This is a genomic window from Chryseobacterium sp. GVT01B (genome assembly GCF_019970045.1).
GTDB lineage: Bacteria > Bacteroidota > Bacteroidia > Flavobacteriales > Weeksellaceae > Chryseobacterium.
Genome location: NZ_JAHXYI010000010.1, coordinates 14,210 through 32,983 on the forward strand (window position 1 = coordinate 14,210; position 18,774 = coordinate 32,983).

Annotated in this window: 16 protein-coding genes; 10 read left to right on the forward strand and 6 right to left on the reverse strand. The window is 36.4% G+C overall.

The window, feature by feature from the left end:
- Positions 1 to 28: 28 nt before the first annotated feature.
- Entirely contained in the window at positions 29 to 520 is a 492-nt protein-coding gene (locus LC457_RS21065; RefSeq protein WP_223601596.1) for a hypothetical protein, read from the reverse strand.
- Between the two features lie 3 nt (positions 521 to 523).
- Complete coding sequence (locus LC457_RS21070) at positions 524 to 3,487, reverse strand: tetratricopeptide repeat protein (RefSeq protein ID WP_223601597.1); 2,964 nt, start codon at positions 3,485 to 3,487, stop codon at positions 524 to 526.
- Positions 3,488 to 3,744: 257 nt separating this feature from the next.
- Here LC457_RS21070 and LC457_RS21075 point away from each other — a divergent pair, with 257 nt between their 5' ends.
- From LC457_RS21075 to LC457_RS21090, 4 genes are all read left to right on the forward strand, one after another.
- A complete protein-coding gene (locus LC457_RS21075; protein ID WP_223601598.1) occupies positions 3,745 to 5,985 on the forward strand; it encodes a CocE/NonD family hydrolase in 2,241 nt (746 codons plus the stop codon).
- Between the two features lie 183 nt (positions 5,986 to 6,168).
- Positions 6,169 to 8,421: a CocE/NonD family hydrolase gene (locus LC457_RS21080; protein WP_223601599.1), complete on the forward strand. Its 2,253-nt coding sequence runs from the start codon at positions 6,169 to 6,171 to the stop codon at positions 8,419 to 8,421.
- Between the two features lie 104 nt (positions 8,422 to 8,525).
- Positions 8,526 to 10,208, forward strand: coding sequence for an APC family permease (locus LC457_RS21085; protein ID WP_223601600.1), 1,683 nt, complete (start codon positions 8,526 to 8,528; stop codon positions 10,206 to 10,208).
- A gap of 155 nt (positions 10,209 to 10,363) precedes the next feature.
- Positions 10,364 to 10,702, forward strand: coding sequence for a DUF962 domain-containing protein (locus tag LC457_RS21090; RefSeq protein ID WP_223601601.1), 339 nt, complete (start codon positions 10,364 to 10,366; stop codon positions 10,700 to 10,702).
- Positions 10,703 to 10,981: 279 nt separating this feature from the next.
- Here the strand turns inward: LC457_RS21090 and LC457_RS21095 are convergent, their stop codons facing one another.
- The 3 genes from LC457_RS21095 to LC457_RS21105 all read right to left on the reverse strand — a co-directional run bounded on the left by LC457_RS21095 (position 10,982) and on the right by LC457_RS21105 (position 14,060).
- The gene (locus LC457_RS21095) at positions 10,982 to 11,428 is read right to left on the reverse strand and encodes a hypothetical protein (protein ID WP_223601602.1); all 447 of its coding nucleotides are present in this window, start codon (positions 11,426 to 11,428) and stop codon (positions 10,982 to 10,984) included.
- Between the two features lie 23 nt (positions 11,429 to 11,451).
- Entirely contained in the window at positions 11,452 to 11,907 is a 456-nt protein-coding gene (locus LC457_RS21100; protein WP_223601603.1) for a lipocalin family protein, read from the reverse strand.
- A 131-nt stretch (positions 11,908 to 12,038) separates the two neighbouring features.
- Entirely contained in the window at positions 12,039 to 14,060 is a 2,022-nt protein-coding gene (locus tag LC457_RS21105; protein ID WP_223601604.1) for a hypothetical protein, read from the reverse strand.
- A gap of 149 nt (positions 14,061 to 14,209) precedes the next feature.
- Between LC457_RS21105 and LC457_RS21110 the strand changes: the two genes are divergently transcribed.
- The gene (locus LC457_RS21110; RefSeq protein ID WP_223601605.1) at positions 14,210 to 14,824 is read left to right on the forward strand and encodes a DUF4377 domain-containing protein; all 615 of its coding nucleotides are present in this window, start codon (positions 14,210 to 14,212) and stop codon (positions 14,822 to 14,824) included.
- Positions 14,825 to 14,961: 137 nt separating this feature from the next.
- Here the strand turns inward: LC457_RS21110 and LC457_RS21115 are convergent, their stop codons facing one another.
- Positions 14,962 to 15,900 (reverse strand): SPFH domain-containing protein, encoded by a 939-nt coding sequence (locus LC457_RS21115; RefSeq protein ID WP_223601606.1) that lies wholly within the window; start codon positions 15,898 to 15,900, stop codon positions 14,962 to 14,964.
- Between the two features lie 192 nt (positions 15,901 to 16,092).
- On the opposite strand from LC457_RS21115, the gene LC457_RS21120 reads away from it, so the two are divergent.
- From LC457_RS21120 to LC457_RS21140, 5 genes are all read left to right on the forward strand, one after another.
- Complete coding sequence (locus LC457_RS21120) at positions 16,093 to 16,665, forward strand: Crp/Fnr family transcriptional regulator (RefSeq protein WP_223601607.1); 573 nt, start codon at positions 16,093 to 16,095, stop codon at positions 16,663 to 16,665.
- Between the two features lie 102 nt (positions 16,666 to 16,767).
- Positions 16,768 to 17,301, forward strand: coding sequence for a YceI family protein (locus LC457_RS21125; protein WP_223601608.1), 534 nt, complete (start codon positions 16,768 to 16,770; stop codon positions 17,299 to 17,301).
- A 39-nt stretch (positions 17,302 to 17,340) separates the two neighbouring features.
- Entirely contained in the window at positions 17,341 to 17,559 is a 219-nt protein-coding gene (locus LC457_RS21130; protein ID WP_047421685.1) for a 4-oxalocrotonate tautomerase family protein, read from the forward strand.
- A 6-nt stretch (positions 17,560 to 17,565) separates the two neighbouring features.
- Positions 17,566 to 18,300 (forward strand): SDR family NAD(P)-dependent oxidoreductase, encoded by a 735-nt coding sequence (locus LC457_RS21135; protein WP_223601609.1) that lies wholly within the window; start codon positions 17,566 to 17,568, stop codon positions 18,298 to 18,300.
- Complete coding sequence (locus tag LC457_RS21140) at positions 18,297 to 18,749, forward strand: nuclear transport factor 2 family protein (protein WP_223601610.1); 453 nt, start codon at positions 18,297 to 18,299, stop codon at positions 18,747 to 18,749. Before LC457_RS21135 ends, LC457_RS21140 begins: the two co-directional genes overlap by 4 nt.
- The last annotated feature ends 25 nt before the right edge of the window (positions 18,750 to 18,774 follow it).

Below are 18,774 nucleotides of genomic sequence, written 5' to 3' on the forward strand. Positions count from 1 at the left end.
TTTATTTGAAAAAAATATATACCGGGTTTTATTTATTGGAAGCAATATAATTGCCTAATAAAGCTTTCCCTGACTGTTTTGAAAAAGTTCTCCCTAGTCTGAATATATTAAACAGCCAAAGGCTTTGATAAACTTGTAATTTGTATTGATAATTTTTCGTTGTACTGTTCTCCGCTACATCATAACTGTAAGAAATATCATACGGAAATCCTGAAGGCAATAACCCCACTGTAAGCATACTTCCTATCATCGGGTTTCCACAAGGAGGTGTACGGGTCAGCATCGGATGCAGTCTGATTTTTGCTGCATGGGTACTGTCTTCCACGATTTCATAAATATCAGAATGTTTTAAAATCTCAAATTCCTTCTTAAGTTCTTTATTCACTACAAAAGCCTTTTGCTTAGGAAAATCAGCTTTTGCGCGGTTATACTCTTTAGGATATGCAGTGTACGCTGGAATGCAGCTCCAGAGTGAAGCCGAAACTAAGAAAGAATAGATAGCAATTTTAAAACCCTTCATGTACTATTTCTTAATCTGTTTTTTAACTTCTTTTGCTTCTGCAACAATTTCAGGGAAATCCTTATAGTTTGCAATGATCTGATCACAGGTATAACTTGCCTGGTAATTATCCTTCAGGCCGATATAGTTTTTCGCCATCAACACCAGCGCTTTTGCTCCCCAGAATTCTTCCGATGCATAGTTATTGGCAAGCTTAAAGATCGTCTCATTAGAAGACTTGAATGCTTTCCCTTTGTTCTGATAGAATGCTTTTGCATATAAAGCTTCCGCAGCTACAGAAGTGTTGGATGATTTTTCAAGAGAAACATAGGCAGACTGTGCCTCTTTATCTTTTCCTGAGTTCATCAGACTTCTTGCTTTGATCACTTTCGCGGTTTCAATAACAGCTGCTGAGTTTTTAGAATTGGCGATTACTGCATTAGCTAATTTTTCAGCTTCGGAGAAATTATTTTCTTCTGCATACAGTTTCATCAATTCAACATTTGCATAATTTTTAATGCTGATATTGGAAGAGTTTTTAATGCCTTCAAGATACTTTTTAGCTTCTGCTGTATTCCCTTGTGCAATAAAGATTTGAGCTAAACGAGTTTGTGCATCATCCTGGTAATCGTTCTGAATTCCAGCAACTTCCTGAAGAACAAGTAAAGCTTTAGTTGAATTATTGGTTTGATAATAACTTTCTCCCAATTCATACTTCGCCTGGTACAATCCTTCCCCTGTTGGGTTCTGTGTCAGATACTTTTCGTAGTAAGAAATTGCGTTTTTATAATCTTTCTTTGCAAACAACTGTTTACCTGTTGACAGATTGATCTCATCAATTTCTGCAGCATCCACATTCACCCCAATATTTCTTGCGAAAGTTTCATATCCTGAAACATCTCCGTTTTTCGTGAAGATAGGTTTTGCAGCCTGCACCACTTTCTGAGCATAGGCTGTATTTTTATACTGCTCGCCCAGAGATTTAAGTTCAGAAAACGCTTTATCATTCTGGTTCTGATCGATGTAGTTCTGTGCTCTGTAAATTGAAGCATTTGCAATTAAATCTTTATCAGCAGATCCTTTAATTACTTTTCCGAAATAATCATTGGAGTTCGTAAAATCATCCTGAGCAGCATAGGCTGTTCCTATTTCGTATTGAGCATCATCGTAATATTCAGAATCCGGATATTTTGATAAAAGATTTTTAAGGTTGTTAATCTTCGCCTGAGTATCTCCTTTGAATCCTAAAGCCATTGCTTTCTGGTACAAAGTATAATCCGTTGCATCTTCGTTTTTATCATAGATGGCAATCGCTTCGTTCAGGTCATTATTGGCATAATGAATATCTGCAAGACGAAGTTCTGCATCATTTTTAAATTCCGGCTTCGGATTGGTAAGATATTGTTTGAAATAAGTAGCAGCCTGATCAAATTTCTTGGATTTAAAATAAGCATATCCTAAATCATATGGCAGCTGCTGCTTTTCAGGGAAGTTTTCCGTAAGAAGCTTTTCATAACGGGCGATGGCAGACGGATAATTTCCTTTCTGGTAATATACCTGTGCCAGCCAATATAAAGCTCTGCTGTTAAATTCTTTATTGATATTGAAACCAAGACTTCTTAAGAAATATTTCTCAGCTTCATCATAATTTCCTTTGTTGAACTCTTCAGTCCCCAATAAATAAGAAACCTCTTGGTCTACTTTGTTGATCTCAGGAGTAGAACTCTGCAATCTGTCAATCGCGTTCAGAGTTTCTTTATAGTTTCCGGAATACAGATATGATTTTACCAATAGTGACCTCATTTCTGTGGCATTGGCACCATTCTGATTTTCGTTGATATAACTTTGAATAACCGCTGAAGGGCTTTCAAACGGGTTTCCGATATCGTAACTTAATTTAGCATACTGCTCATGAGCCAGTTTCTTCACTTTCGCATCATAATCCATCTGGTAAGAAGAACGGAATGCAGAAAGAGCTTCCTGTTTTTTGTCAACTGCCAGATAAGCATTTCCCAACTGGTAGTAAGCATTTTGTGCTAAAGCAGAATTGCTGTTCAGAAGCTGGTTGTAATAAGAAACCGCTTCATCATATTTTTTCAGCTGTGCTGCCACAAATCCCATCTCATACAAATCGTTTTCAGAAGGATTCTGCTGAACGCTCAGATAGTCTTTCAAATGCGGATAGGCCGAGGTATAATCATTCTTCATGAAGTAACTCTCCCCAATGATCTTATGAACTTCAGCTTTATAAGAATCAGAAATATTTTCGTTCAATAGAGCAGTTCCTTCCGTAATTGCCTGATCGTAGTTCTTATCATTGTAATACATCTGCACATAATAAGGACGTACCAGCTTTGAGAACTTATCCTGATCTTTTATAGAATCAAAATACTGGAAAGCTTTATCATTTTGTCTGTTGCTGTAATATAAATGCCCCAACATGTAAGCGATATCTCCTTTTTGGGACTGATCCGCTGTTTTGTAGGCTTCTTCCAGAGCATCGGTAGCTCCTTTAGAATCACCCATCATGAATTTTGCATATCCAAGCTTCAGAATATACTGTGTATTCTCTTCTTTTGAAAGCTGATACTGGTTTACTTTTTTCAAAGTCTCCAAAGCTTTATCAAAATCTTTTTTTGCCAGGTAGTAATCTGCCAATGGAAGATTAGCCTGCGCAAAATAAGCTGAATTCGGATACTCTTTCATGAAAGCTGTTAACCCTTCTTCAGCATGATTTTTCTGAAGAATCACGCCAATCACATTATCAAAAAACTGCGCAGCTTCCTTTTTTGAACGGGACAAATTCTGATTGTAGAAATATTGTCTTGCATATTCGTATTGAGAAGCGTTGTATATTTTGGTCTGATAAAGATTTTCGGCTAGATTAAACCTGTAATTTTCTTTCTGGGTAAAATATTGGGACTGTTGAGCATCGGAGATTCCGAAATAAATGACCGCAGCCGCTAAAAGTATTTTTTTTGATTTCATTCTTCTTGATATAAGAAAATTAGTCTAAATAAGTTAACGAAAATATTAAAAACTTATTGTTTAAGCAAGTTTTAACAGATTTATTAGGCTTAAATAGCAAATTAACAACGATGAAAATTTTCTCACCATTCAATGATAAAATTTACTACTTTCGTCTGATAAAATGTAAACAATTTTAATAATAAGTTATCAAAAACATATTTTAATTTGATACTTTTTCAACAGCAGCTAAAAACATACCATAAACACACGATCTCATGAAATTTAAGATACTTTTAGCATTAATTTTTGTCAACCTGATGCAGGCACAAAAATTTTACTTTCCAAAGACCGCTGTAACAGACTCTCTTATACTGGAAAAACAGATGCCGGGACTTGCACAACAAGTGATCCCCCAACTTCAGTCCGAAAAAAATAAACCGGAAAACAGGGTTGACCTTCTGGACAATCTTTTCCGTTTACAAATGGTAGCTCAGGATTATAAGAATTCGTTGGCTTCTCTGTCGGAAAACCGCAATCTCTTTGCCGATCACCATATGGGAGACTATAGATATATCGGGTTTGAATTGTACAGCATGGCTAAACTGGCACAAAAGGAAAGCAATATCTCTTTTCCCAATGCCATTGAGAAAGTATTTAACCAAAAATATGAAAGTCTTCCGAAAAAACTGATTCCCAGACTGCCTCTTGCGGTTGACGGCAATGTAAGAGAATCCAGAAAACAAATGAAAGAAATACTGGACAAACAAAAAAACAAAGACAGTATTGATTATAAAACCGCTCTATCATTATGTAAAAGTTATCTCAGCTATAAAACGTATTCAAGCATCAAACCTCAGGTAGTGCAACTGCTGGCATCAAAAGACAAAGAAAAATTCATTATTGAAACCAAAGATCTTAAAATAAAAAACGGGAATACCCTGACGATTACAATTGTCCGAAAAAAAGGAAATACTTCCCCACTTCCTGTTATTCTTACCAATAATATCTATGCAGGACTATTTGATGAATTCTTTGGAAAAAGAGCTGCTACTTATAATTATGTAGGAGCTGTTGTCAATACCCGCGGCAAAAGAAACAGTAATAACGTAAATGATCCTTTTGAGCACGAATCAGAAGACATCTATGAAGTGATAGACTGGATAAGCAAACAGCCATGGTGCAACGGGAAAGTAGGAATGATTGGCGGAAGTTATCTAGGTTTCAGCCAATGGGCAGCTGTCAAAAAACTGCATCCTGCATTAAAGACAATCGTTCCGCAGGTTGCTGTAGGAATCGGGATCGATTATCCTGCTCAGAATAATATTTTTATGAGCTATATGCTGCAGTGGATACAGTATGTCACCAACAATAAACTTACGGATGAAGTAGACTTTGGTAATTTTGCAAAATGGAATTTAATTAATACAGAATGGTATAAAAGCGGAAAATCATTCAGGGCTTTGGACACAATAAGCGGAAAAACCAGCAAAATCTTTCAACGATGGCTGGATCATCCGGCATATGATGAGTACTGGCAGAAAATGGTTCCTTACAAAGAGGATTTTTCTAAAATCAACATTCCTATTCTGACAACAACCGGATATTATGATGATGATCAGATTGGTGCCCTGTATTATTTTAAGCAACATCACCAATACAATAAAAATGCAGAACACTATCTGATAATTGGTCCTTACAATCATGGAGGGGCACAAAGTTTCGGCTTTACTTATGTGAACGGTAGTCCTATTGATCCGGTGGCCAGAATAAGCATTGACGATCTTGCTTTTTCATGGTTTGATTATATTCTGAAAGGAGACAAAAAGCCGGAAATTTTAAAAGACAGAATTAATTTTCAGGTGATGAACACCAATACCTGGAAACATGTTGCTGATCTTGATAAAATGCATACCTCAACTGTAAAATTCTACCTTCAGGACAAGAAAAACACAGCTTCAGTGTTTAATAAGCCGGAAACCCAAAGCTTCACAAAACAAATTGTTGATTTTAAAAACAGAGATCAGAAGGACACCTACTACAAAGTCAGCAAAAAAGACAGTATAAAGACGACTACTTCCATTATTTTTGAAAGTGAAGTACTGGATAAGGATATGATCATCAGCGGAAATCTTTCGGGATTTTTCAATGTTTCCATCAATAAAAAAGATTTTGATACGGATACTTATCTGTACCAGATTCAGCCAGATGGGAAATCCTCTCTACTGTCCACTCATATTGTAAGAGCCAGCTATGCAAAGAACAATGAAGTAAGACAGCTTCTTGAACCCAATAAAATGGAACAAATCCCGATTAACAATTCTTATGTTATGAGTAGAAAAATAGAGAAAGGGAGCAAGCTTCTGCTGTTGGTGGGCGTTAATAAAAATCCTAACTGGCAGATCAATTACGGGACAGGCAAGGATGTAAGTGATGAAACGATAAAAGATTCCGGGGAACCCCTTGAGGTAAAATGGTATAATGACAGCTATGTGGAAATACCTGTTTATAAAGACTAAAACTTTTTATTTAAACGAGTTACGGAAGACTTTATACTAAAAAAAAAGCAATGAGATTATTTCATTCTTTAATGATAAAAATTCTTAATTTAGTCGGCTAAAAAATAACCAATGGGCACTCAATGATCAGGATCATATTTTGATGTGGTACTTTTTCATCAGCAGCTCAAAAACACATCATTAATGAAATTTAAAATACTCGTAGCATTAGTTTTTGTTAACCTAATGCAGGCTCAGAAATTTTACTTTCCGAAAACGGCAACAACAGATTCTGTAATTTTGGAAAAACAAATTCAGGAACTAGCATTAAAGGTTATTACAGAACATCAGTCTCCTAAAAACAAACCGAAATCTACCGTCACATTTTTAGACAACCTATTTCGTTTACAGCTCGCTGCAAAAGATTATAAAAATTCTATTACAAGTTTAGCGGATTATCGTAAAGAATATGCAGATCATAATATGGCAGGGAACAAATCTCTAGCTTATGAAATCTACAGCATGGCCAAACTGGCGGAAAAGGATAAAAAAACTTCTTTTTCCAGTGCTCTTCAAACGGCATTTACTACAAAATATGAAAGTTATCCTGATCCACTGATTGCCAAGATCGGGACCATTCTGGATGGTGATGTAAAGGAATATAAAAAATCTCTGAAAGCAGCACTTGACAAGCAAAAAGATAAGGACAGTATAGATTATGCTTCCGCTCTGGCTTTATGTAAAAATTATGTGAATTTTAAGACCTATTCCAGCATCAAGCCTCAGGTAATGCAGCTGATGAAAGTAAAGGAGCAGGAAAAATTCAGCATCGAAAGCAAGAACCTGACCTTAAAAAACGGAACAACACTTACCATTACTATTGTACGAAAAAAAGAAAATACATCTCCCCTTCCCGTTATTCTTACCAATAATATTTATGCCGGAGAACTTGTAGATGCAGGGATGGGAAAAAGAGCAGCGGTTTACAATTATGTAGGAGCTGTAGTTAATACACGTGGAAAAAGAGGCAGTAATGACCCTAATAATCCATTTGAAGATGAAGCACAGGACCTTTATGAAGTCATAGACTGGGTAAGCAAACAGCCATGGAGCAATGGTAAAGTAGGAATGATAGGCGGAAGCTATTTAGGATTCAGCCAATGGGCAGCTGCCAAAAAACTGCATCCGGCTTTGAAAACAATTGTACCTCAGGTTGCGGTAGGAATCGGAATTGATTATCCTGCTCAAAACAATGTATTCATGAGCTATATGATGCAATGGATCCGCTATGTGACTAATAATAAGCTGACCGACGAAGCAACCTTCACCAATTATCCAAAATGGGATTCTATCAATACAGCATGGTATAAAAGTGGCAGGTCATTCAGAGCTCTGGATTCCATCAGCGGGAAGCCCAATAAAATTTTCCAGAGATGGCTGGACCATCCCGGTTATGATAAATACTGGCAAAAAATGGTTCCTTATAAAAAGGATTTTGCTAAAATAAACATTCCTGTTTTGACAACTACTGGCTATTATGATGCTGACCAGATCGGAGCTCTGTATTATTATAAACAGCACCACATATACAATAAAAACCCTAACCATTATTTAGTGATAGGTCCTTATGATCATGCAGGAGCTCAAAGCTATGGATACAATTATGTTTATGGTACCGGGAGTACCCTCATAGATCCTATAGCCAGAATAAGTATTGATGAACTTGCTTTTTCATGGTTCGATTATATTCTGAAAGATGGAAAAAAACCGGAACTTCTAAAGGATAAGGTCAATTTCCAGATTATGAACAGCAATACATGGAAGCATGTTCCTACTCTTGATAAAATGCACTCTTCTACTTTTAAATTTTATCTTCAGGATCGTAAAAACGGTTCTTCAGTTTTTGAGAAACCCACAAGCGAGCAATTTACCAAACAGACCATTGACTTTAAAGACAGAAATCCGAAATATCTTTACCATAAAGTAAGTAAACAGGACAGTGTCTATGTAACGAATTCCGTTTATTTTGAAAGTGAAACTCTGGACAGAGATATTATACTAAGCGGAAATTTATCCGGAGTATTTAATGTTTCTATTAATAAGAAAGATTTTGATCCCAATACCTTATTATATCAGGTGACACCGGATGGGAAGACATTTTTATTATCTACACACCTTACAAGGGCTAGCTATTCAAAAGATAATTCCAAACGTCAGCTTCTTAAGCCCGGCAAAAAGGAGCTGATCCCGATCAAAAACTCATTGTTTATGAGCAAAAAAATAGAAAAGGGAAGCAAACTCGTATTATTGGTTGGAGTTAATAAAAATAAAAGCTGGCAGGTCAACTATGGTTCCGGGAAAGATGTAAGTGATGAAACAATAAAGGATGCTAATGAACCTCTGGAAGTAAAATGGTACAATGACAGCTATGTGGAAATACCTGTTTATAAAGACTAAAGCCTTTTGTTTGAGCATTTTTACCTAAATGTTCTTAACAACTGTTAACATCAAAATAAAAAATCATTACATTTGCTTTTTTTCAAATCAAATATAGTTATTGAATGAGTCAACTTTTTAGAAGAAAAATCTATTCAGATACAGATACTTCAACGGGGCTTTTAAGAGTCTTGGGAGTATGGGACATTGTATTTTTTGGTATTGCGGCTATTATCGGAGCTGGGAGTTTCAGCAGTTTGGGAGAGGCCGTTTTCAGAGGTGGTCCCGGTGTTATCCTTTTATATTTGATTTGTGGTTTTGCCTGTGGGTTTACTGCTTTATGCTATGCAGAATTTGCCAGCAGAATTCCTACCGCAGGTTCTGCCTACACTTATGCCTACGCCAGTTTTGGTGAGCTGATTGCCTGGATAATCGGCTGGGCTCTGATCATGGAATATTCTTTCGGAAATATCTATGTAGCATTTTCCTGGTCAGATTATTTCACAAGTTTCTTAGGCCGTCTCGGAATGCATATCCCTGATTACCTGACCTGCAGCTATACTGAAGCAAGGAAAGCGGTTCAATATGGTTCAGAAAACAAAGAACTTTTAAACGCCTGGAAAACAGCTCCATTGATAGGAAGCTTAAAATTTATTGTAGACATTCCCGCATTGGTAATCAATGGTTTAATCACATGGCTTTGTTATGTAGGAGTAAAAGAAAGTAAAAACTTCAACAACTCTCTGGTTATTTTAAAACTGGCAGTGATCATATTGGTAATTCTTGTAGGCTGTGCCTATGTAAACACTGAAAACTGGACCCCAATAAGTCCAGCTACAGGAACTCCTTCCTTTATGCCAAACGGCTTTGCCGGAGTAATGAGTGCAGTATCTGGAGTATTCTTCGCTTATATTGGATTTGATGCTTTAAGTGTACTTTCCGAAGAAACTAAAGATCCACAAAAGACCTTACCAAAAGGGATGATCATCTCTCTTGTATTATGTACCGTAATTTATATTGCATTAACGCTTGTACTTACAGGAATGGTAGATTATAAAAAGTTTGACGGCGTGGGAGATCCGCTTTCATTCATATTTGAAAAAACAAATGCTAATGTAGCCTGGATGGAACTTGTTGTCTCCTTCGTTGCTATTGTTGCCATTACCACAGTATTATTGGTTTTCCAGATGGGACAGCCTAGAATCTGGTACGCAATGAGCCGTGACGGACTAATGCCTCAGAGATTCCAGAAGGTACACCCAAAATATAAAACCCCTTCTTACGCAACTATCGTTACCGGAATTGTAGTAGGAATTCCAATCCTATTCACAGATAAAACATTTATCCTTGATTTTACAAGTATCGGAACTATTTTCGCATTCGTATTGGTATGTGCGGGAGTACTTATGCTTCCGGCGAAAGAGAAAATCAAAGGCAGGTTTCACCTTCCGTATGTGAATGGTAAAATTATTTTCCCTGTTGTTTTCATTGGAGGTTTACTAGCCTTCTACAAATGGCAGCCGGAATTTTTTGACAATCTGATGAACTGGTCAGATCCTAGCGAAGGAGAATTCAGAGCGTCTATTTTCTTCTTTATCATCATTAACCTGATCTTATGTATAGTTGCTTTTATCAAGAACTTATCATTGATTCCATTGGTTGGATTAAGCTCATGTCTGTATCTTCTTACGGGAATGAGCCATGAAAACTGGTTCTGGTTCGGAATGTGGTTCCTGATCGGTATGGTTATTTATTTCTGCTACGGATACAAAAACAGTAAACTTGGAAAAGAATTAAAGAATAGCTAAAAAAAAATATTAGCAAACTGCGAAAAGGCAAAATGGCAAAAAAGTCGAACATTTAAACAGACTGATTTGCGATTTTGCCTTTTTTGTTTTTACACTCTAAAAAAATCGGCCGAATTATTGCTTTAAGTCCAATAGAATCAATAAACTAACCTACCATGGCTGAAAGAATTAAAACCTACAGAGAATTTTATCAGTTTTATCTTACCGAACACAGTAAAACAGGAACCCGGATTTTTCATTTTATCGGAACACTGCTCGTATTTTTCGTTATAGGATATGTCATCAGTTCCGGAAAGGAAAGGTTTCTGTGGTATATTCCTATTTTTGGATATGGATTTGCCTGGTTCAGTCATGCAGTGATTGAGAAAAACAAACCTGCCACTTTCAAGTATCCTTTATGGTCTTTAATTTCAGATTTCAGACTGTTTTTTGAACTGCTGATTGGTAAGCAGAAATTCATAATGCCTGATAATAAACCTCAGAATCAGGAATAACCTTAAGCATTTCCTTTCCCTTTTTAATCTAAAAGTATGAATTTTGGAAAACGCAAAGGCGCAAAAGTCTATGTGTTGCGTATATTTTAAGGCGCAAGAAAATCGAAGATTTTCAGCAAAAATTATGCGATATCAATTTTATCGAAGATAAAATCCTTGCGTCTTACATGCACATGCTTGTAAGAATCTTAGTGGCTTTACGTTTTCCAACTTTCTGCTTATGAGTACTATTGAGATTGCCTCACCTTCGGCTCGCAATGACTAAACTTTAGTGGGATTTTATTTATTTGGGTAAAGCTTCTTCCCTATAAGATATCCCAATGAGGGTAGAATAAAAGACAATATCACCGGGAATATCAATGACAGACCGGAACCCTCAAGAATAATCGTTAGAGGAAAAAGATATCCATTGTAAACAATGAGTGCCAGTGTGAAAAGAAAGCTGTCACTATTTCCTGTAGAAAGAATATTGAAATCGCTTCCAAACTGATCGAATACACCGGAACAAACGAATAAGAACACATTCACAAAAAATACCCACAGAACCGTTCTGTAAATCATTTTCTTTTTTGCATTCAGATATCCGGCAAAGATCAGAAGTAAAGATAAAATTCCTGAAACAAAAAAATCTATACCGGAAAGATCTGTCTCGCCACCTGTTCTTCCAAAGAAATACATCGCATAGAGAACAATATTAAGAAGATAGATTACCGTTACATAATTCATACATCAAGTTTTACTATTGGCCGTTAGTATTTTTTCTCAAGGATATCATAGTGGATCGTATTTACAACCTTTTCTGCGAGAGCATCTCCTTTTACTTTAATTGGGTTGGGAATATAACTTGAAAAAGTCATGGTGTTATCTTTATTCAGGGTCACTTCAACTTCCTCAAGAATATTCTGCTCATCTACATAAAACTGGATTCTGTTTTCTACGATTCTCCAAAAAGAGAGTCTTGGCTCAGATGGACTGCAGTCGCCTGTTTTCCCTTCTACATAATTATAAATGGCATATCCGTCTTCCCTGATGGCATAATTTCTCATCAGACGGCAGTTATCAAATTCTTTTACCACTTTCTTTTTATTTTCATAAAACCCGGCTTCCTTCAGTTTCCAAAACCCAGTAACGTCTTCTTTCTTTAATTTCTGGGCATTAATACAAGAAACTGTTATAAGAAAAGCAATAGAAAATATCTTCTGCATAGATAAACTTGTGTTTTTTATATGATTTTAAACGAATATACAATAATTAGAATAAAGCAAAAAGTTTCAGCGGGCGGCTTCGCCGCCCGCTGAAACTTTAAACTCCAAACTTTGAACCTTGAACTCAGTTGCTATTTAAATTTCTTCTTAAAACTAAATTTAAGTCTGTTCATCAGCCCCGGTTCTATGATGTCAATTCCAATTCCGAAATTACTGTCTGCAACGGTATGATGGTCTGTTCTGAACTTTTCAAATTCACTTTGAGGAATCTCAAGATTAATCAGAGGATTGTATTCGATGTATACACTTGCTCCATTCCTGCTTACTTTTTTACGGCTTTTATAATCAAAATACGGATTGGCAATGGTGCATTCCTGAACCGTATATTTTTCTTCGGTGTCAATTTTCTGATCCGTATAGAGATTAATCTCATACTTTTCGCTATCGAAATTATGCCAGAACGATAAATCTTTATGCATAAAATCCCTTGCACTTGCCTTTATAACATTTCTGTCAAAATACATAAGGAAACGGTTGTTCTGTGGATCTACATAGTAAGGATTCTCAATGATAGCAGTATATTGAATCTTCACTTCATTTAGTCTTTTATCATCGCTTATCACATCAATGGCTGCATCTTTGAATACATTCCGTACATCTGTACCATTTCTGTCACCTGAGTAATTCAGGGCATAGAAAAGGAAATTATTCCAACTGTCGATAATTTCTCTTTTGTTGGTGCTTTTAAAATACCTTCTCATGGCGTTGGCCCTGCTTCCTTTGTAGGTTGTTGACAAGGTAAATCTACCAACATTTCCCTGTACATTAAAATCTACTTTTTCATCAATACAGAAATAAGGGAATCGATAAGGTTTTCTTACCTGAAGCTCCTGATCTTTTTTCACTTCCAGATAATGCATAAAATACATGAATCCTCTGTTTTCGATCAATCCGAATTCATCACGGATTGTAGCATCTATAAAGTATTCCTGACCGTTATAATTCACTTTTACAACAACATGATTGAAGCTTAACAGTGACGGAAGGTAATACTTGATATAATAATCTGTGTTGAAATTCACCAGTACAACAGAAGCATCCACACCAATATAATCAAGAATCACTTTTAATAAAACTGATTTTGCTTTACAGTCTCCCTGCTTGTTTTCATAAGTTACAGACGGCGCCTGAGGCTTGTGCCCATTCATTTCATCCGCATTGAAGATATAATAGATATGGTTCTGAACATATTCTATGGCAAACTGAAGTTTTTCATCCTGATCCGTAATAGCATCCAGCTTTTCAATCAGATTCGGAGCAAAATCCTTCAATGAAGAGCTATTGAAAACCTCATCATAAAGAGGCACAATATAATTGGAAAGATCTTTCCAGCTGCTTTCTGTAGCAAAATCCACATAAGGGAAAATTTCTCTTCCCGAATCTACAGGATTAATATAATTCTGCTCTTCTATTACAAACCTCTCTCCTTTTTTCAAATGATTTGTTTCCGGTTCCAGAACATTTCCCTGCTCGTCTCTGAAGAATGTCTTTTTATAAGCAATTGTCTGTTCACGTTCATTGATAAAAGTGAATTTAAAATTACCATATGCCCAGTAATTATCCGGACTTACCCATACATATTTTGAGAATTCCTTTCTCAGGAAATCCCGGTCTGTAAATTCTTTAATCCTTGAATCTTCTAAAATCAGTACATCATACAGCCTAAGATCTTTGATGGTAATATTGATCTTTTTATTACTGCTCAAAACACCTCCGCTGCTCTGGTTTTCACTGTCAAGAACTTTGATATTTGTATCCGGAATTTTATCTATCAGTACCCCATCTCTCAAAACACTGATTCTGTGAATCTGATAGACTTCATTTTCTTCCACAATGACGTCAGACACGGAAGCTCTCTCCAGATTTCCCGGCTCGTTCAGCGTATAAGCCATACAGACATATTCACTGTTTTCCGTATTGCTGGTATAGTATTTTTTGTCTAAAAAGTAGCAGTAATCCCGGCCTTCATCAATTTGTTTTTTGGCAAATCCGGAGTCTTTGATTCTGTTTTTTATTTCCTCATCCCCGATATTTCCTGCCCACATTTCAGGTTTTTGAATCCTGTAATTTTCAACTTGCATTTGATTTTCCATATTTATTGTAAGAATTATGTTTTGTGGTTAGTGTTTAAGAACTTCAAATTAAATGATTAAAAAAATAAAAAACAATAGCAGAAGTACTACAAATTCAGGAAAGCCAGTTCGGCATGGTAATTGCGAGGTATGGGGAAAAAATCAAGTTTATGAAAAGTATCGCAACAATTCTAAAAGGGGCGGCACCCGCATTAGCATTATTCGCAATGACGCAATGTACAACAGCAGCAAGTGCATCGGCAGGAGATGAAACAACTTTCATCGTAGGACCACAAACAGCAGACTGTACAGGCGTAGCTCCTATGAAATGTCTGCAGGTAAAAGAAAACGCTTCCGGAGACTGGACCAATTTTTACAGCAATATTGAAGGGTTTACCTATGAACCCGGATATGAATATGTTTTAAAAGTAAAAACAGAAAAAATTGCCAATCCGCCAGCTGACGGATCATCCATAAAATACACCTTGGTAAAGCAGGTTTCTAAAACAAAAAAGAAAGAAATGGCAGCCAATGAAAAAACACTTATCGTAGGACCACAAACGGTAGACTGTTCTGCAGGAGCAGGGCGAATGAAGTGTATGCAGGTAAAAGAAAGTGCTTCTGAAAGCTGGACCAATTTCTACAGTAACATTGAAGGTTTTACCTATGAACCGGGTTACGAATATGTTTTAAAAGTAAAAACAGAAAAAATTGCCAATCCTCCGGCTGACGCTTCTTCCATCAAATATACATTGATAGAACAGGTTTCTAAAACGAAAAAATAATAAAAAAGCTTCTGAAAATTTCAGAAGCTTTTTTGTTATGCAGAAAGCCGGAGGAATGAAGTCTGAAGTTATCTTTAACAATCAAAGAAAATTATTCAATGATTCATCTTTTCAGTATTCATAACCTTTCCCTTATTTTAAAATCCGGCTTCTTTTTGAGGAGGATCCGGATATTTACCTTTACTGGCCTCTCCTACTGTATTTGCAGTTGTCATAGCTACCACAAGATCATTCAGCATGCTGCTGGCTGCCGTTGGTGAATTGGGAAGAAGAACCAGGTTGCTTCTGTTACTTGCCCCTATGGAATGTAATGTATCATAATGCTGTGTCACAACGATAAGTGCTGATGCTTCGTGTGAATTGATCTCTACATTATTCAGCATTCTTACAGACTCTTCAAGTCCTTTTGCAATTTCTCTTCTCTGATCGGCAATCCCCTGCCCCTGCAGTTTTTTAGACTCAGCTTCCGCTTTGGCAACGGCTACAATTCTGATTCTTTGTGCTTCTGATTCATATTCTGCAGCTGTTTTTTCTCTTTCCGCGGCATTAATTCTGTTCATGGCATGTTTTACCTGTTCATCCGGATCAATATCGGTAACCAAAGCTTTGATAATATCATACCCATAACTGTTCATAGCCTCCTGAAGCTCACTTTTTACAGCAATCGCCACATCATCTTTTCTTACAAAAACATCATCCAGTTTCAGTTTCGGAACCTCAGCTCTTACCACATCAAAAACAAATGAAGTAATTTGATTTTCAGGATTTTCCAAGCGATAGTAAGCATCTGAAACCTGATTTCTGATGACCTGATACTGAACTGAAATTTTCATTTTGATGAAAACGTTGTCTAATGTTTTGGTATCAATCATTACATCCAGCTGTTGAATTCTAAGGTTCAGTCTTTTAGCAATCTGATCTATGATTGGCAGTTTAAGATGAAGCCCGGAATGTTTTACAGCCCGGAATTTTCCAAAACGTTCAATAATCGCTGCGGTTTCCTGTTTAACGACAAAGAACGAAGCGAATAAAATGATTAGCCCGAAGAAAATAACGGGTGCTAAATATATTCCCATAGTTTTTAATTTTTTAATAAGTCGTAATAAATCATGTTTTGTTAAAACATTTTTATTGGTATCTGCTTAAATATATGAAAAATAAATGTAAGATTTGACACATGACCATCTAATAATGAAAGTTATGAATGAATCATTTTTAAATTAAAATTATTCCGAAAAAGACTTACTTTTGAATATTCATTATACATCATGGCTGATACCAAAGATATATTAAAAGATCATATTTCAAAATTTACTACTCTTACAGAAGAGCAGTTTGATTATGTTTTTGGACACTTTAACCTGATTACTTTAAAGAAAGGACAAAGTCTGATCTCGGAAGGTGATTTTGTAAATCATGAATATTTCGTTCTGGAAGGCTGTCTGAAAGCTTTTTATCTTAATGACAGCATGAAAATGTTTATCCTTCAGTTTGCAATGCCTACCTGGTGGGTAACAGATTTTGATGCACTTTACAGTAAAACAAGGGCTACCATTAATGTAGACTGCATTACAAATGCTACAATTCTTTCTATTTCCAATGAAGACAGGGAAAAACTCTGCAATGAAATTCATGAAGTTGAACATTTTTTCAGATGGAGAACCAATAAAGGCTATGTAGCGACACAGAAACGTCTGCTTTCTTTCATGAATAATGATGCTAAATTCCGTTATGAGGAACTCTTAGCCATGTATCCCCAATTGTACAATCTGGTTCCGAAACACCTCATCGCTTCTTATCTTGGCGTAACCCGGGAAACCCTGAGCAGACTTCATCAATAATCTACATCTTATCACCGTTTACCTTTCCTATTTTGTGAGGTACATCACGTAACTTTTTCTTCCGATCGGCTGAACTTTGTGTCATTAATTAAACCCAATAAAATGGACACAAAAAATTTTAAAGTCAATAATGAAAAAAGTACGATCGACTGGATCGGAAGAAAAGTAACCGGAGCTCACAACGGAACAATCGGTGTAAAAGAAGGAAGCTTCAGATTTGAAGACGGAAAACCAGTATCCGGAAAATTCATCATTGATACCCGCGCCATCAAAATCCTTGATATTGAGGATGCTGAAACCAATGCTCAGTTTGCAGGCCATCTTACCTCAGACGATTTCTTTAATTCTGATCAGTTTCCTGAGGCTGTTTTCGAAATCACTCATGCTGAGCCAGGTGATCAGAATCTGTATTATGTAACCGGAGATCTTACCATAAAAGGTATTACTCATTCTATCAACACAAGTCTGCAGATTGTAACAACGGACAATACAGCTGTTTTAGAGGCTAAAATTGTAGTTGACAGAACGAAATTCAATATCAAATTCAGATCTTCCAATTTCTTCACTAATCTTGGTGATACGTTGATCTACAACAATTTTGATTTAAATATTCATCTTGTTGCAGAAGCAAACTAACGGAACTCAAAGATCAGTTAACCTTAAAAATTTACCATCATGCCATTCATAAAAGTAGATGTGCTTCGCGAAGATCTTAACCGCGAAAAAAAACAACAATTAATCAGAAAAATAAGTGAAGCTGTAACTTCAGTTTTGAATAAGGATCCTCATTTGACCCATATTGTAATCAACGAAATCGAAGATGATAATTGGGGATATGCCGGAGAACAGGTTTCAGTGTTAAAAGAACAGGGATTTTCAACAGAAAAAAAATAACATACAATGAAAAAGCAAACCGTAATTGTAACAGGAGCCTCTTCGGGAATAGGATTGGAAACAGCGCGCTATTTCTTAGACAGAGGTGATAATGTCATCATCAATTCACAAACAGCCTCTAAATTAGAAGAAGTTTATAATGAACTGGGAGCCGGCGAAAGTCTGGCGATGGTTCCCGGAAATGTATCAGAGAAAGCAACGGGAGAAGCTTTGGTAAAAACAGCACTTGAAAGATTCGGGTCAATTGACGTTCTGGTCAACAATGCCGGAATTTACGAGAACAAACCTTTCCTGGACGTTACCGAAGATTACCTTGACCGTTTTTTAACAACGAATTTAAAAGGAACATTCTTTACGACCCAGGCGGTGATCCCTCAAATGATCAAACAAAATGACGGTGTGGTAATTAATGTAGGAACTCCATTGGTGTATCATGCTATTGCGCAATCTCCTTCTACAGCACCTATTTCAAGCAAAGGAGCGATCCATGCTCTGACATTGCAACTGGCTGCTGAGTTTGGAAAAGATAATATCAGAGTCAATACGATTGCCCCGGGATTGATCAGAACTCCAATGCATGGTGCCGGTCTTGATAACAATGCAGGAATACACCTCATCAACCGTATCGGGGAGCCGGAAGAGGTTGCTCAGATGATTCATGCTGTTGCTAAAAATAAATTAATTTCCGGAGCTATCATCAATGTTGACGGTGGAATGGGTGCCGGACATTCATTATCATGAAACTATTATTAATCTTTGCATGGCTGTTCAGTTTTCCATTGAACGGCCATGCACAAAATAAAAAGGATATGAAAACCAGCTCAACATCAGAAACTGAAATAAGAAATGTTATTGAAAATTATTATTTCAAAGGAATTTATGAAGGAAATACAGAACTTCTTAAAAAAGTTTTTTATAAAGGAGCTTTGCTTTTCGGAGATGTAGATGGAGTTCCCTATTTCAAAACGGCAGATCAATATATCGAGGGAGTCGGAAACCGTATAAGTCCCGAAAAATCCGGAAAAGGTTTTAAAGCAGTGATTATTTCTGTTGATATCATTAATTCGATTGCTACAGCGAAATTAAATGTAAGAATGTATGATTTTAATTACTATAATTTCATAACTTTCAATAACATCGACGGAGAATGGCTCATCGTGAACAAGACATTGACCAACGTACACCCTTAATTCAAATTTTAATTAAAAATCAACA